The sequence below is a fragment of the Solirubrobacter pauli genome (assembly GCF_003633755.1).
In the GTDB taxonomy this organism is placed as follows: Bacteria; Actinomycetota; Thermoleophilia; order Solirubrobacterales; family Solirubrobacteraceae; genus Solirubrobacter; species Solirubrobacter pauli.
In genome coordinates this window covers 2,513,601-2,528,843 of record NZ_RBIL01000001.1, presented here as the reverse complement: position 1 = coordinate 2,528,843, position 15,243 = coordinate 2,513,601, and the positions used below count along the sequence as shown (strand labels likewise).

Genomic DNA, 15,243 nt, shown 5'->3' with positions numbered 1-15,243 from the left:
CCGTGTCCGCCCCGCTCCTGTTGTGCGATACCCCCGGTCTCCTGTACCGCGGCTTCTTCGCCCTGCCCGACTCGATCAAGGGGGCGGAAGGCCGTCCCGTCAACGCGCTCGTGGGGTCGGTGAACATGACCCTGTGGTGCATCGAGAAGTACCAGCCGCGCGCGGTGGTGATGTGCTTCGGCCAGGAGTCGGCGTCCTACCGGGTCGAGGCGTACCCGGACTACCACGCCGCGCGGCCCGAGATGCCCGAGGACCTCGCCTGGCAGTGGGAGCGCGCGCCCGCGCTCTACGAGGCGCTGGGCTGGACGGTGCTCGGCCACGACGACCTCGAGGCCGACGACCTGATGGGCTCGTTCGCCGCGCTGGAGACCGAGCACGGCGGGCGGTCGCTGATCCTCACCGCGGACCGCGACATGTTCCAGTGCGCGAACGACAGCGTCACGATCCTGCTGCAGAAGGCGCGCCAGCAGGGGCCGGACGAGGTCGGCCCGGAGCAGGTGCGCGAGATCTACGGCATCGACCCCTCGCAGGTGCCCGACTTCATCGCGCTGCGCGGCGACCCGTCGGACGGCCTGCCGGGCGCGAAGGGCATCGGCGCGAAGACCGCCGCCGACATCCTCCAGCGCAAGGGCGACCTCGAGCACGCGATCCTCGGGGCGATCCGCGAGAAGCCGGCGGTACGCAAGTCGCTGATCGAGCAGGCCGCCGAGCTGCGGATGTTCCGGGACATCGCGACGCTGCGCTCCGTGCCGCTGGAGCGGCCCGCGGATCGTGGGACCGACGGCGAAGCGGGCGCGGCGGCCGCCGAGGCGCTCGGGATGAACCGGCTCGCCCGGCGGCTGCGCGGCGAGTCCTAGGAGTTCGCTGGAGAACGTGCGGTGCACCTCATGTGGTGCAGGCGCCAGTGCCTCGGGCCGCACACGAGCGGAGGCGGGCGCCAGCCTGTTGAGCATCGCGGGTGGCGCGAGGCGCCGCGGATGTGCCGCAGGAGGTGTGCCGGTGTTCTGCGGCGAGCTCCCTAGTACGCCTCGTACTTCACGCGCTCGGGTTCGATCAGGTAGGCGACCATCTCGGGGTCGCGCGGGTACGGCTCGCCCTGGTAGTCCTGCGAGATCCGGTCGACGATCGCCCAGCCCCGCTCCCCGTCGAGGCGGTCCACCACGCGGCCACGGATGGTCGCGCTCGTCAGCGGGCGATCGTGCTGGTGGACCGAGATCGCGACCCGCGCATCCCGGTCCATGTTGCGCGCCTTCAGCGCGTTCGGCGCCGTGAACAGCGCGATCTGCTCGCCCTCGACGCCGATCCACAGGGCGATCGAGTGCGGCGCCCCGTCCTTGAGCAGCGTGGCCAGGTGCGCGATGTTGGGCGCGCGCAGCAGCGCGCGGACGTCGTCGTCGAGCATGGATCTAGATTGACCGCTGCTGCGTCTCGGTACGCCCCGAGCTGGGCGTCCAGCGCACGCTGACCTTCGCGCGGGCGCCCTTGCGCACCGGCTTGAGCGTGAGGGTCCGGCGGCCGGCCCGCTTGAACGTCGCGGCGCCGCGGGCGAGCGTGCGGCCGCGCCGGTCGAGCACCCGCAGCTCGAGCCGGCCGGCGGCGGGCGCCGCGACCCGCACCTTGGCCACATGACCGGCCTTCGTCTTGCGCACGACCGTTGCCGCCCGGGCCGCCCACGGGCCGACCGGCGAGGTCTCGGTGGGGAAGGCGTTCGGGCCGCCCGAGAACGGGCCGGGGGCGGGGGTGGGTGAAGCGGTCGCGAAGGGCCCGGGCGTGGCGGTCGAGGTGGGGGACGGCGTGAGCGTGGGCGTCGGGGTGGGGGTGGGCGTCGCGGTCGGCGTGGCCGTCGGCGTCGGCGTGGACGTGGCCGTCGCGGTGGGCGTGGCCGTCGGGGTCGTGGACGGCGTGGACGTGGGCGTCGCGGTCGGCGTGGACGTGGGCGTCGCGGTCGGCGTGGGCGTGGGCGTCGCCGTGGCCGTCGGGGTCGCGGACGGCGTGGCCGTCGGGGTCGCGGACGGCGTGGCCGTCGGGGTCGCGGACGGCGTCGACGTGGGCGTCGCGGTCGGCGTGGCCGTGGGTGTGGACGTGGGCGTCGGCGTCGCGGTCGGCGTGGGCGTCGGCGGGACGGTGGGCGTCGCGGTCGGCGTCGGCGTCGGCGTCGGGCCCTCGACGGTCCAGGTGTAGGTCGCCGGGGTCGCGTCGCGGTCGCCGTCCGGGCCGGTCGAGGCGAACTCGACGGTGTGGGTGCCGCCGGGCATCGTGGAGCAGCACCAGACCATGCCGCTCGAGCAGTCGCCCCACTCGCCGGCGTCGAGGCGGCAGCTGATCGTGCTGCTCGTGGCGCCGACGACGAACCGGACGTCGGTGCCCCAGCTCACGTGGGGGCCGGAGATGATCTCGGTCTCTTCGGGGGTGTCCTCGACCTGGCGCCAGCCGACGGCGTCCCAGGTCTGGTTGCCGGCCGGGTCGGTCGCGCGGACGGTCAGCGTGTGGTACCCGAGGCCCAGCCCGGTCGGCGTGTAGCCGCCGCGGCACGGGACCCAGCTGCCGCGGTTGTCGAGGCGACACTCGATCGTGGCCGTCGGGTCGTCGACGCTGATGTCGACGCGGGCGGTCGGGCGCTTCGTCGACTCCGGCGACCGGCGCACGAGGTCGAGGTCAGGCTTGGTGCCGTCGGTGGTCCACCGGAGCACGACCGGCGTCGGGTCGGCCGTGCCGGAGGCGTTGACGGCCCGCACGGTCGCCACGTGCTCGCCTTCCAGGAGCTCCTGGATGAGCCAGCTGCCGCGGCTGCAGTCCAGCCACTCGCTCGCGTCGATCTTGCACTCGAAGCGCGAGGCGGTCGCCGTGCCGCTGACGCCCAGGACGACCTTCCACAGCGCGTTGCGGGCCGGAGGCGCGTTCGTGACGGTCGTGTTCGGCGCTGACAGGTCGGTCGTCCAACGCCACGGCTCGGCCTCACCGATCCTGCCGCCCGCGTCGGTCGCGCGCGCCTCGAGCACGTGCGCGCCGTTGGCCGTGGACACGGTCGCCGCGCAGGAGCCCCAAGCGCCACCGTCGAGCCGGCACTCGCGGCGAGCGGCCGGATCGTCCACGAGCACGGTGAAGGCGGGCGCGGCGTCGCCGCTGCGGGGCGTCGGGCCGTCGGCGATCGTCACGCGCGGCGCCCCGTCGACCACCCAGTCCCACACCGCCGGGGTGGCGTCACCGCGGTTGTACGCGTGCCCGCGCGCCTCGAAGCGATGGCTGCCGTCCGCGAGGCCCTCGTAGGTCACGGTCGAGCGGCACGCCTCCCACGCGCCGCCGTCGAGGCGGCACTGCAGGCCGTCGGCGCCCGTGGACACCAGGGTGAACGTCGCCGTCCGCGAGCCGCTCGTGGCCGGCGGGCCGGCGTCGATCCGCGTGTCCACGTCCGGCGCGCCCACCACCCAGGTGAACACGGCCGGCGTCGGGTCGGCGTTGCCGGCGCTGTCGGTGGCGTAGGCCTGCAGCACATGCGTGCCGTCGGCGAGCCCGTCGAAGAACACGGTCTCCCCGCGCTCCGGGCAGGATCCGAGCAGCACGCCATCGAGCACGCAGCGCACCCACAGCGGCCGGTTCAGCCAGGCGTGCGCCTCGTCGGTGCCGACCTGGCGGTGCTCGATCACGAAGCGCGCGAACGGCAGGCTGGTGCGCATGCCGTCGACCAGCATCGGGCTGCTGATCCGCGTGTCGGGCGCGGTCACGTCGATGTAGATGACCTCGGTGTCGGGCTGTCCGGTCACGCCCGCGGCCGTCGCGCGCACCTGCACCTCGTGCGTCGCCTCGCTCAACCCGGTCAGCCGCAGCGGGCTCGTGCACGGCGCCCAGGCGCCACGGTCGACGAGGCACTCGAACGTCGCGCCCGCCTGGTCGGCGGTGAACGGCAGCTCGACGTCACGCGTGTTGATCCAGGGCCGTGGGAGCGAGGTGATCGTCGTCCGCGGCGGCGCGAGCGCGACCGACCGGCCGGCCGCGTCGGGGACGACCGCACGCGTCTTCGGGGCGGGCGCCTCGGTGCTGCCGGGCGTCATCACGCGCCAGCTGACGGACGCGTGGTAGTACTCGGGATAGACGTCGACCTCGCCCGCGGGTCCGCGGCCCGCGATCCGCACCGTGTGGTCGCCGACGGCCAGCCCGGACAGCGTGAGCGGGCTCGAGCAGGTCTGCGCGGGCGCGCCGTCGACCGAGCACACGAACGAGCCCGACGGCAGCGAGCGGGTCCACGCGATGCGCGCGCTGCGTGACGTCGTCTTCGCCGGCGGTGCGCCGACGATCGTCGGGATCGGGAAGATCGACGACTTGATCGTGAACGGGCGGCCGCCTCCGTCGCTGACCACGCCGTCGAAGCGGACGCTGCGCAGGCGGAGGACGTGATCGCCCTGCGCGAGGTCCCAGCGCACGAAGTTCGCCGGGCAGCGCCAGAACGGCTCGCCGTCGATGCTGCACTCGGTGACGCTCTCGTCCACCGGCGCGATGTAGACGACGGCCCGGTCCGAGCCCTCGGCCGTGGCCACGTTGGTGTCGACGCTGTGGGTGCCGTTGCCCCACTCCGCGGGCGTGCCGTCGACGTTGCCGACCGCGTCGACGGCGCGGATCTCCACGCTGCGGAAGAGCCCGCTCACGCGCTGGTTCGAGGCGCACGGCCGCCACTCGTCGTAGGTGCCGTCGCCGCGCCGGCACTCGTAGCGCACGCCGGGCTCGTCGCTCGAGAGCTCGAACGCCGGATTGCTCTCCCAGTCCTGCGGCGTGAGCGGCCCGGCCTGGATGCGGGTCTCCGGCTCGCGCCGGTCGAGCGTGAACGTCCAGCGGGCGGGTTCGGGCTCCACACGCCCGGACTCGTCGATCGCGCGCACCTCGAACACGTGCGGCCCGTCCGGGACCCCGCGCAGCGAGAAGCCCCCGGTGAGCGCGGGCAGCGGCTGGGTGGAGTCCGAGCACGGGCCCCAGGCGCCGGCGTCCAGCTTGCAGTCGAACAGCGCCGCCTCGTCGGCCTCGAAGCGGATCCCCGGCTGCGCCTCGGCCGGCTCGGGCGGCGCGGTGATGCGCGTCTCGGGCGGCGCGGCCTCGGTGCGCCAGCGCGTGGCCGCGGCCGGAGCGAGCTCCACCCAGCCGCCCGGCGCGACGGAGCGCACCGCGGCGCTGTGCACGCGGTCCTGGAGCCCGCTCAGCACGAGCGGCGAGCTGCACGGCTCCCAGTCACCCTCGTCGACGACGCAGTCAAAGCGCGCGTCGGCGCGCGTGGAGTGGAAGCGCAGCTCGACCGTGCGCGTCGCCGGCACGCCGCTCGGCGCCGCGTCGAGCACGGCGACGCCCGGATCGGCGCCCGCGCTCGCGAGCCGGACCGACGGCGGCGCCGGCCCACCGACCGGCCGCCAGGCCACCAGCGTGCCCTGCGGCCCCGCGGCCAGCGACGGCACGCCCCAGCGGTCCGACCGGCCGTCGTCGAGCGCCACTTCGGGCCCGCCGTTCGCCAGCGCCGCGTACGGCAGCAGCCGGCCGACCATGTGCTCGGCACCGTCCGTGGTGTAGGGGGTGCCGGCCTCGCGCCGCGCGACGACCCAGCCCGCGACGTCCGCCGCGACCGCCGGGCCGTACGACTCGTCACCCATGATCCCGCGGGAGGAGACGTCGAAGGCCGCGCCGATCGGCGTGCCGGTGCTGTCCAACCGCTGCGCGCGGATCGCGCCGGGGATCAGGGTCTCGTTCGGCTGCTCCCAGGCCACGAGGAACTCGCCGCGCGCGGGAGAGGAGGCGATCTCGGGCCGGCGTCCGGTCTCCCCGAGGAGCTCGATCGGCGCGCCCACCGCCGTGCCCGCCGCCGAGACCCGCACGACCTTGACCTTCAGGCCGTCGTGGAAGGTGACGACCGCGCCGCCGGCTCCGTCGTCGGCGAGCTCCGGGCTCGGCGACACGCTGTCGTACGGCGTCGGCGCGGCCGTGGCCACCTGCACCGCCGTGCCGACCGTGCCGCCGGGCGCGACCCGCTGCACCTGGACCGACCGCGGCGTGCCGCCGCCGAGCGACGCGACGAGCAGCCCGCCGTCCGGCTGGCGCACCACGTCGGTGACGCCGGAGGCCGCGACGGTGATCGGGCTGCCGACCACCGCGCCGGTCCCATCGAGCCGCCGGACCTTGGTCGCGCGGTAGCCGGTGTTGCGGTCGTACTCGACCGTCACGAGCGCGTCCGAGACGACGAGGACCGCGGTGGCGCTCACATACTGGCTGCCGAGCACGACCGTGCGGACCGGACCGGCCGGCGCGCCCGCAGCGTCCAGCGTGCGCAGCTGCACGGCGGTGCCGCTCTCCACGCCCCAGGCCGCGATGAACCCGCTGCCCGACGGCGCCGCGGCGACTTCACCGTAGGCGACGCTCTCGGCGACCGGGCGGATGGCCGTGGCCCGCAGGCTCTGGGCGTGCGCCGGCACGGCGAAGAGCGCCACGATCAAGGCGGCGAGACCGGCGGAGAGGACTGAGCGAGGGGCCATCACTCCGGGTTCCGGAGGCGGCTGTACCCCTCACTCGCTTCACATGAACATCAATTCCTCAGTGCTTCGGCTCGGCGCGCGCGAGCAGGTCGTACGCGGTGTCGCCGACCCAATGCGCGGCACCGACCGCGATCTTCACGTCCACGCACTCGCGGAGCCGCTCCGCGGCGCGTTCGGCGCCCGGCCGGTCGGTCGCGGGAAGCAGGGCCAGCAGCTCGTCGGCCTCCCAGCGGACGATCACGTCCGCGTCCCGCAAGCAGGCGGAGAGCAGCGGCGCGATCGCGTCAGCCGTTCCCAGCGGCACGCTGATCCGCACGAGCGCGAAGTCCCGCCCGTAGCGCACGCCCTCGGCGATCAGCCGGTCCAGCAACAGGCGCCCCACGTCGGGGCCGGGCAGCACGAAGCGCCGGTTCACGCCGCGACACTACCCGCGGTTCAGCCTGCGCGGTGGATTTGTTTCGACCTAATCCGAGGTCAGGGCCAGAAGCCCTCGTGGAAGGCGGAGCCCGCGACCGGGTCGGCCATCTTGACCGACACCATCGCGAACGCGGCCTCCGCGTCTGACTCGTTGCGCACCGCCCGGGGCGTTCCCGCGGGCAGCAGGATCGCGTCGCGCGGGCCGAGGGTCAGCACGTCCTCGCCGGCCTTGACCACGATCTCGCCGTCGATGACGAAGTAGATCTCCTCGACCTCGGTGTGGCTGTGGCCGAGCGAGGGGTCGTACCCCGGCGGGACGTTGGCCGTCCCAGGCTCGAGCACGCGGACGTTGAACGCGACCTGCTGGGCGCCCATCGGCCGGCCGTAGCCGAGGAACGCGCCGGGCGCGTCGCCGGTGAAGTCGGGCGCGTCAGCCGCGCGCAGGACCGTGTAGTCGCTCATCCGGTGTGCTTGATCGTGATCACGTCGCCGTCCTTCATCAGGTAGTCGCGACCCTCGATGCGCAGCGTGCCCCGGTCACGCGCGGCGGCGTAGCCGCCGGCGTCGACGAGCGCGTCCCAGCCGATCACCTCGGCCCGCACGAACCCCTTCTGGATGTCCGTGTGGATCTGCCCGGCCGCGTGCCAGACCGTCAGGCCCTCGCGCAGATGCCAGGTCTGCGCGGGCTTGTCCTCGCCGGCGGTGAAGAACGCGAGCAGGTGCAGGAGCCCGAAGGCGCCGTTGACCACGCGGTGCAGGCCGGACTCGCCGATCCCGAGCTCCTCGCGCATCGCGTCGGCTTCCTCGTCGTCGCCCATGTCGGCCAGGTCGGCCTCGATGCGGGACGAGATCGCGACCGCGCCGGCGCCGGTGGCGGCCGCGTGGTCGGCGACGACCGACGGCACCGCGTCCTCACCCTCGTTGACGTTGGCCACGAACAACACCGGCTTGGCCGTCAGCGCCGACAGGTTGCGGCCCGCGTCGGGCGCGGCGTCCGGCACCGGGACGGTGCGCACGGGCTGGCCCGCCTGGAGCGCCTCGATCACGTCGCGCAGCCACTTTTCCTCGGCGATCGCGACCTTGTCGCCCGAGCGGGCGTCGCGGACCACGCGGGAGTGGCGGCGCTCGGCCGAGTCCAGGTCGGCGTAGAGCAGCTCGGTCTCGATCGTCGAGATGTCCGACGCCGGGTCGACCTTGCCCTCCGGGTGGATCACGTTCTCGTCGGTGTGGCAGCGGACGACGTGCAGGATCGCGTCGCACTCGCGGATGTTCGCCAGGAACTTGTTGCCGAGGCCCTCGCCCTTGGACGCGCCGGCCACCAGGCCCGCGATGTCGTGGAACTCGATCGTGTCCCAGACGATGTTGGAGGCGCCGACGGTCTCGGCCACCTGCTCCATCCGCGGGTCCTTGACCGGGACGGTCGCCACGTTGGGCTCGATCGTGGTGAAGGGGTAGTTCGCCGCTTCCGCGCCCGCCTGGGAGAGCGCGTTGAACAGCGAGGACTTGCCCGCGTTGGGCATCCCCACGAGGCCGACCTTCATCATCGCCCGAGTCCTCCGATCAGCGTGCCGAGCGCCGCGCCCGCGGCGATGTCGGACGGGTAGTGGACGCCGAGGTACAGCCGGCTGAACGCCATCGCGGCGGCCGCGACCTGCAGCGGCGCGCCCGGGATCAGCGAGCCGTACGCGCGGGCGGCGGCGAACGACGACGTCGAGTGCGACGACGGGAAGGAAAGACCGGTGGGTGTGGCCATCAGGTGCGGCAAATCCTCGACGGCCGGTCGCTTGCGACCGATCGCCATCTTGATCGAGGTGGACGTGAGATAGGCGGCGCCGACCGTGGCGGTCGAGCGCATCCAGTGGCGCCGGCGGCGCCGGTCGAGCAGCGCGCCGCCCGCTCCGACGGCGAGCCAGACGGCGCCGTGCTCGCCGAGCTTCGAGTACCGCCGCACCAACGCGACGGCGTCCGGTCCGTGCGCCATCGACCGCGCGCGCCGGTAGAGCGCGAGGTCGACCGCGTTGAACCGGACCCGGACCCGAGCATCCGCGAAGCGATGCTCAAAGCGAACGCTGCTCGGTGCCTCGGCCAGGGTTCGCAGCTCTCGCCTAGAAGCCGATGCGGTGCTCGTCCGACTCAACGCGGAGGTAGACGACCTGGCCGACATCGACCAGGACAGCGCCATCGGCGGCTTCGACCTCGACCCAGCGGTCCTTGCCCTCTCGCAGGGTGGTGCGCAGGTTGGTCAGGACTTCCTCGGGCAGGCGCAGGGACAGCACCTGGCCGCCCTGGAACCCGAGCGCGGTGCGACGTACGGCGTTGGAACTCAATGTGCCTCCACTAGCTCGGTCAGGACGCCACCGGCGGTCTTGGGGTGCAGGAACGCAACCCGCGTGCCCCGGATGCCCGCTCGTGGCGTCTCGTCGATCAGCCGCAGCCCCGCCCCGCGCGCCGCTTCCAGCGCGGCGTCCACGTCCGCGACCCCGTAGGCCACGTGGTGCAGTCCAGGGCCACGGGTGGCGAGGAACTTCCCCACCGGCGTGTCGTCCGCAAGCGGCCGGAGCAGCTCCACGTGGCTCTCGCCGACGTCCAGCAGCACGGCCTCGACGCCCTGCTCCGCGATCGTCTCGCGGTGCACGAGCGGCATGCCGTACGCCTGGGTGTGGAGCTCGATCGCGGACTCGAGGTCGGCGACCGCGAGCCCGATGTGGTCGATGCGGCCGAACACGCGGAGCGAGTCTAGTGGTTGGTTCCGCGCGTCCGCGTGCCGTCCAGGCGGTGCGCGGACGTGGGGAGCCGACCACCTACCCTTGGGCGTCGTGAAGACCGCCTTGGTGGCCAATCGCGCCTCCGGGAGCGGTACCGATCCCGCGTCGCTCAACGCGGCGCTCGACGCCGAGATCTTCGGCCCGGACGACGAGGACGCCGTCGCGGCGTTCGCGCCCGAGCGGATCGTCGTCGCGGGCGGGGACGGGACGATCGGGTCGGTCGCCGCGCTCGCCGGGCGGCTCGACGTGCCGCTCGCCGTGCTGCCGACCGGCACCGCCAACGACTTCGCCCGCGCCAACGGCATCCCGCTCGACCTGCAGGCCGCGCTCGCGCTCGCACGCGACGGCACCGACCTGCGCCCGCTCGAGCTCGGGCGGCTCTCGACCGGCCGCCCGTTCGTCAACGTCGCCTCCGCCGGGCTGGCGAGCGTCGCCGGACGCCGCGCGCAGCCGCTGAAGTCGCGCTACGGCCCGCTCGCCTACGGGATCGGCGCCGTGCGCGCCGCCGCGACGGGCACGCCGCTCACGATCCGCGTCGTGGTCGACCACGACGAGGTGTTCGCCGGGGGCGCCTGGCAGGTGATGGTCGCCTGCACGGGCGCGTTCGGCGGCGGCAGCGGCATCGGCGCCGCCGACGCCACCGACGGCGACCTCGACGTGGTGATCGTCCCCGCGGGCACGCGGATCGGCCTTGCCCGCCGCGCCTGGGGCCTGCGGACGAAGACGATCGAGCGCCAGCGGCGGGTCGCCCACTTCGAGGGCAAGGTCGTCGAGGTCGAGCTGCCGCCCGGCTCCGAGCTCAACTGCGACGGCGAGTTCGTCGATGGCGGCCTCGACTACGTGACCGCCACCGCGAACGCGTTCCGGCTAGTGGTCGCCTGAGGAGGGCTTCGCGGCCGCCACGCGCAGGCCGGTGTGGCCGGTGCGCAGCGGGATCGCGACGCCTTCCATGACCCGCTCGATGTCCGCGCGCTCGAGCACCTCGTGGCGCAGGAGCAGCTGCGCGAGCTGGTCGAGCTGCGGGCGGTGGTCCTTGAGCAGCTTGGTCGCGCGGCGCATCGCCTCGTCGGCCAGGTGCTGCTGCTCGGCGTCGCGCAGCTCACGCGTGCGGTCGGAGACGGCGCCGCCCTCCTCGACGAGCTGCAGCGCGGCGACCGACGTGCCCATCGCCCACTCGTGGATCATCGAGCGCGAGATCCGCGCGACCTGCTTGAGGTCGTTGGAGGCGCCGTTGGTGACGCTGCCGAAGATGATCTCCTCGGCGGCCCGGCCACCGAGCAGCGCGGTCATCTGGTCCAGCAGCTCGGACCGCGTCTTCAGGTACCGGTCCTCCTCCGGGAAGTGCAGCGTGTAGCCGAGCGCCTTCCCGCGCGGGACGATCGAGATCTTGTGCGTGCGGTCCACGCCCGGCAGCAGCTCGGCGCAGAGCGCGTGGCCGGCCTCGTGGAAGGCGATCACGCGGCGCTCGTGCTCGGTCAGCCGGCGGCGCGACTGCATGCCCGCCACGACCCGCTCGAGCGCGCCGTCGAAGTCCTCCTGCGTGAGCAGCGCCCGGTCCTCCCGGACGGCGCGGATCGCGGCCTCGTTGGCGATGTTCGCGAGGTCCGCGCCGGTCAGCCCGGCCGTCTGGCGCGCGATCTTCTCGAAGTCCACGTTCTCGACCGGCTTGGTCCGCGTGTGCACCTTCAGGATCGCCTCGCGGCCCGCCACGTCCGGCGCGGAGACGAGGATCTGGCGGTCGAAGCGGCCGGGGCGCAGCAGCGCGGGATCGAGCTTCTCGAGCAGGTTGGAGGCCGCGATCACGACGACGTCGCCGGTGGTGCCGAACCCGTCCATCTCGACCAGCAGCTGGTTGAGGGTCTGCTCGCGCTCGGAGTTGTTGTCGGAGCCGCGCGCGGCGCCGACGGCGTCGATCTCGTCGATGAAGACGATCGCCGGCGCGTTCTTGCGGGCCTCGTTGAACAGCCGCCGGATGCGCTTGGAGCCGAGGCCGGCGTACATCTCGACGAAGCTGGACGCCGACTGCGCGAAGAACTGCCGGCCGGACTCGCTGGCGACCGCCTTGGCCAGCAGCGTCTTGCCGGTGCCGGGCGGGCCGTGCAGCAGCACGCCTGCGGGCACGGTCGCGCCCATCTCGCGGAACTTCTTCGGCTGCTTGAGGAAGTCGACGACCTCCGCCAGCTCGGCCTTGGCCTCGTCGGCCCCCGCGACCTCGTCCCAGCTGACCGCGTTCGAGCCGGGCTTGATCTCGATCGGCTTCGTTCGCGGCATGGCTTGCATCAGCTTCCAGACCGCGAAGGCGATGATCCCCATGAAGATGATCGGGCCCCACAGGAGGATGAAGCCCTTAATCGATTCCCACGCACCCATGACCACCGAGTGTGGCTCGGATCAGCCGGGATGAGTAGGGGGTCTGGACCCTAGTTCGAGTCTGCGCCCTCGGCCCTCAAGATCTCGGCGAGCGCCGCGCGGCCCACTTCCAGCTGGCGCTCGTCCGGCTCGCGGGTGCCGAAGGCGCGCTGCAGCTCGTAGCCCGGCTTCTTGAGCGCCTTGGAGACCGGCGAGTCGATGTGGCGCTCGCTCCAGGCGAAGACCTCGACCGCCGCGGCGGTGGCCGCGAGGGACATCGCGCCGCCGGCGAGCGGCGTCGGCTTCTCCATCGCCTTCTTGAGCAGCAGCGTGCCGACGACGTTGGCCGCGATCATCGGCGCCATCAGGTGCGAGCCGCAGCGCTCGTGCTCCTTGGTCGCGTCGCGCGCGTCCTCGTCGTCGGCCTCGTAGGCGGCGATGGCCTTGTGCTCGACGCCGTGGTAGGCGGCGAGCTCACCCCCGCGCAGCGCGAAGACGGCCGGCGCGAGGCCGACGAGCGCGCTCGCCAGCTCGCCCTTGGTCCCGCCCAGGCGGCGCTTGATCTGGGTGCCCGTCAACGACGCGGCCGCCGCGACGCCGATCACGGCCGGGTTCTCGAACGCGAGCTTGGCCTCGGGCAGGCCCTTCTTGACGAGCGGGATCACCGCGAACGACTCCGCGAGCCGCACGAGCCCGCGCACCCCCGGGATGCCGTCGAGCTCGGTCACCCGCGGCTTGTGCCCTGACGCGACCTTGACCGTGCCGTCGCTCGAGCGGATCGCGACCGCCCACTTGGACGGGCCGTGCACGAGCAGTCCGTTGCGCAGGGCCATCCCGCCCAGGCGCAGCTTGTCTTCAGGAACCGGCAAGGAGCCTCCCGGGGAGGTCGTGGAAGAACGCGGCGGCGAAGCCGAGGTCGCGCACGTCGATCCGCTCGTCGTGCGAGTGCATCAGCGGCCAGGTCTCGTAGAGCGTCTGGTGGCGCTGGGGGAAGAAGCCGTAGGCGACGCAGTCCGGGAACGCGGCCCGGAACCAGCGGCTGTCGGTGAAGGCGGGCAGGACGGTCGGGACGGCCTCGGCGCCCGGGTCGTGGTCGCCCACCCAGTCGGCGATGGCGTCCATCAGGCGCGACTTGACCGGCGAGCGGTTGCCGACGACGGCCTCGGTGAACTCGAGCTCGTAGCCGTCGGCGCCGAGCACCTCGCGCGCCCGCTTGAGCGCGACGTCCTGGCCCATCCCGGGCGGGACGCGCGAGTCCACACGGACCTGGGCGCGGGCCGGGATCACGTTGATCTTCTCGCCCGCGGACACGATCGTCGGCGCGAACGTGACGCTCATCGCCGCGTCGAGCAGCGGCGCGAGCTTCGGCGCGACCTGCCGGACCCGCTCGACGGCGCCGGCCGGGTCGTCGGGGGACTCGCCGAGCGCGTCCAGCAGCGCGTGCGTGGCCTCCGTGAGGTCGAAGCCGGGCCGGCCGCTGCCGAGCTTGGTGATCAGCGGGGCGAGCTCGAGCAGGGCGTTCTGGACGAGACCGGGCACGGAGGCGTGCGCGGCGGTGCCGGACGTGCGCACGTTGAAGCGGAACGTGCCCTTCTCGGCCACGCAGACGCCGTATAGGCGGCGGTCACCGAACGGCATCACCGCGCCGCCGCCCTCGTTGAGCAGGTAGTCCACGCGCGAGAGGTCCGGGCGCTGCTCGGTGATCCACTGCGCGCCGAGCTCGCCGCCGGTCTCCTCGTCGGGCACGGCGATGACCTTCAGCGTGCCGGCGAAGCGCGCGCCGCTGTGGGCGAGGTGCGCGGCCGCGACGGCTTCGGCGGCCGTCTGGTTCTTCATGTCGATCGTGCCGCGGCCGTACAGGAAGCCGTCCCGGATCTCGGCGCCCCACGGGTCGGCCGTCCAGTCCTGCGGGTCGGCGAGCACGGTGTCGACGTGGCTCAGGTAACCGAGCGTCGGACCCTCACCGCGTTGGAGCGTGGCCACCAGGCACGGGCGCTCGGGCTCCGCGCCGGCGATCTCCACCCGCAGCCCGGCGTCCTCCAGATAGCCCGCGAGCCACTCGATGCACTCGCGCTCGTTGCCCGGCGGGTTGACGGTCTGGAAGCGGATCAGGCGGGACAGGACCTCAGCGGTCTCGTCCTGCAACTCCTCGGCGAGCCCCATCTAGAAGAGCGTAGTGGCGACGCCCGCCAACGCGCCGCCGACCAGCACGGCGAGCGGCGGGACGCGCAGCAACAGCGCCACGGCGGCGGCCGCGAGCACGAACCACTGCCACGTCACGTCGATCGCGGTGAGGAGCGGCACGGCCGCGCCGAGGATCGCTCCGGCGGCGGCCGGCCCGGCACCGTCGAGGAACGCGCGCGCGTTCGGGCTCGTGCGCAGGCGGCCGAAGTGGCGCGCGCCGAGCATGATGAAGGCGAAGCTGGGCGCGAAGGCCACCGCGGTGGCGACGAGCGCCGGAGCGAGGCCGCCGGCGCCGTAGCCGACGAGCGCGACCGTGTGCGTGACCGGGCCGGGCGTGATCTGCCCGTACGCGACCGCGTTGGCGAAGGCCTGCTCGGTGAGCCAGCCGTGCGCCTCGACGGCGTCGCCGTACATCAGCGGGATGATCACGTAGCCGCCGCCGTACGACAGCGCGCCGACCTTCGCCGCGAGCCAGATCAGCGCCGGCCAGGCGACGCTCAGCAACTTGTGGCGGCCGAGCTCGCACAGGCCGGCGGCGAGCAGGATCGCGACGACGTACGGCCCGGTCAGCGCGGCACCAAGCACGCCGGCGATCACGTACGGGAGTCCGCGGCGCGGGTCGATCAGCTTCAGGCCGGCCTGCGCGACGACCGCGACGACCGCCGCCGCCGCGCCCATCCCGAACGCGTCGACCGCGGCGGGCGGCGTGCCCTGCAGGGCGACGGCGGCGATCACGAGGCAGACGATGAGCCCCGGCAGGATGAAGGCGAGGCCGCCGACCAGCGCGCCCGTGCGCCCGGCGACGCGCTGGGCGCAGTAGATCGACATCTGCGTGCTGGCCGGGCCGGGCAGCAGGTTGCAGGCGGCGAACGCGTCCTCGAACTCGCGCTGGTCGATCCACTGGCGCCGCTCGACCGTGAGGTCGCGCAAGAGCGCGACGTGGGCGGGCGGGCCGCCGAAGCCGAGGGCGCCGATGCGGCCCCACTCGCGCAGCACCGTGGTGAGGGGGACGGAGGCCACCGGCC

Annotated in this window: 14 protein-coding genes; 2 read left to right on the top strand and 12 right to left on the bottom strand. The window is 73.6% G+C overall.

Going from position 1 to position 15,243, the window contains the following annotated elements; genetic code table 11:
• The first annotated feature begins 2 nt into the window (after positions 1-2).
• Complete coding sequence (locus C8N24_RS12020; RefSeq protein ID WP_121250261.1) at positions 3-857, top strand: 5'-3' exonuclease; 855 nt, start codon at positions 3-5, stop codon at positions 855-857.
• 161 nt (positions 858-1,018) lie between these two features.
• Here the strand turns inward: C8N24_RS12020 and C8N24_RS12015 are convergent, their stop codons facing one another.
• The 8 genes from C8N24_RS12015 to mce all read right to left on the bottom strand — a co-directional run bounded on the left by C8N24_RS12015 (position 1,019) and on the right by mce (position 9,645).
• Complete coding sequence (locus tag C8N24_RS12015) at positions 1,019-1,402, bottom strand: TIGR03618 family F420-dependent PPOX class oxidoreductase (RefSeq protein ID WP_121250260.1); 384 nt, start codon at positions 1,400-1,402, stop codon at positions 1,019-1,021.
• A 4-nt stretch (positions 1,403-1,406) separates the two neighbouring features.
• Positions 1,407-6,503: a hypothetical protein gene (locus tag C8N24_RS34635; protein ID WP_211339929.1), complete on the bottom strand. Its 5,097-nt coding sequence runs from the start codon at positions 6,501-6,503 to the stop codon at positions 1,407-1,409.
• A 58-nt stretch (positions 6,504-6,561) separates the two neighbouring features.
• Positions 6,562-6,918, bottom strand: coding sequence for a diguanylate cyclase domain-containing protein (locus C8N24_RS12005; protein WP_121250259.1), 357 nt, complete (start codon positions 6,916-6,918; stop codon positions 6,562-6,564).
• 59 nt (positions 6,919-6,977) lie between these two features.
• Positions 6,978-7,382 carry a cupin domain-containing protein gene (locus C8N24_RS12000; protein WP_121250258.1) on the bottom strand — a complete coding sequence of 135 codons (405 nt, stop codon included), beginning with the start codon at positions 7,380-7,382 and terminating at the stop codon, positions 6,978-6,980.
• Positions 7,379-8,461, bottom strand: a complete 1,083-nt coding sequence (gene ychF, locus C8N24_RS11995; RefSeq protein WP_121250257.1) for a redox-regulated ATPase YchF — start codon at positions 8,459-8,461, stop codon at positions 7,379-7,381. The genes C8N24_RS12000 and ychF overlap by 4 nt, the downstream gene beginning before the upstream one ends.
• Positions 8,461-8,901 (bottom strand): phosphatase PAP2 family protein, encoded by a 441-nt coding sequence (locus tag C8N24_RS11990; RefSeq protein WP_170179035.1) that lies wholly within the window; start codon positions 8,899-8,901, stop codon positions 8,461-8,463. The genes ychF and C8N24_RS11990 overlap by 1 nt, the downstream gene beginning before the upstream one ends.
• Positions 8,902-9,025: 124 nt before the next feature.
• Positions 9,026-9,247, bottom strand: coding sequence for a hypothetical protein (locus C8N24_RS33340; RefSeq protein ID WP_147447757.1), 222 nt, complete (start codon positions 9,245-9,247; stop codon positions 9,026-9,028).
• On the bottom strand, positions 9,244-9,645 hold the full coding sequence (mce, locus tag C8N24_RS11985) for a methylmalonyl-CoA epimerase (protein ID WP_121253143.1): 402 nt from the start codon (positions 9,643-9,645) through the stop codon (positions 9,244-9,246). The genes C8N24_RS33340 and mce overlap by 4 nt, the downstream gene beginning before the upstream one ends.
• A gap of 91 nt (positions 9,646-9,736) precedes the next feature.
• On the opposite strand from mce, the gene C8N24_RS11980 reads away from it, so the two are divergent.
• Positions 9,737-10,567: a diacylglycerol/lipid kinase family protein gene (locus C8N24_RS11980; RefSeq protein ID WP_170179034.1), complete on the top strand. Its 831-nt coding sequence runs from the start codon at positions 9,737-9,739 to the stop codon at positions 10,565-10,567.
• Here the strand turns inward: C8N24_RS11980 and C8N24_RS11975 are convergent.
• Genes C8N24_RS11975 through C8N24_RS11960 form a run of 4 tightly spaced genes read right to left on the bottom strand, consistent with a single transcriptional unit; the run spans position 10,553 to position 15,238 of the window.
• Positions 10,553-12,055: an ATP-dependent metallopeptidase FtsH/Yme1/Tma family protein gene (locus C8N24_RS11975; RefSeq protein ID WP_121250254.1), complete on the bottom strand. Its 1,503-nt coding sequence runs from the start codon at positions 12,053-12,055 to the stop codon at positions 10,553-10,555. The genes C8N24_RS11980 and C8N24_RS11975 overlap by 15 nt on opposite strands.
• Positions 12,056-12,105: 50 nt before the next feature.
• Positions 12,106-12,903, bottom strand: coding sequence for a DUF1385 domain-containing protein (locus C8N24_RS11970; RefSeq protein ID WP_147447755.1), 798 nt, complete (start codon positions 12,901-12,903; stop codon positions 12,106-12,108).
• A complete protein-coding gene (locus C8N24_RS11965; RefSeq protein WP_121250252.1) occupies positions 12,890-14,197 on the bottom strand; it encodes a M20/M25/M40 family metallo-hydrolase in 1,308 nt (435 codons plus the stop codon). Before C8N24_RS11965 ends, C8N24_RS11970 begins: the two co-directional genes overlap by 14 nt.
• Positions 14,198-15,238: a chromate transporter gene (locus C8N24_RS11960; RefSeq protein WP_121250251.1), complete on the bottom strand. Its 1,041-nt coding sequence runs from the start codon at positions 15,236-15,238 to the stop codon at positions 14,198-14,200.
• Between the last annotated feature and the right edge of the window lie 5 nt (positions 15,239-15,243).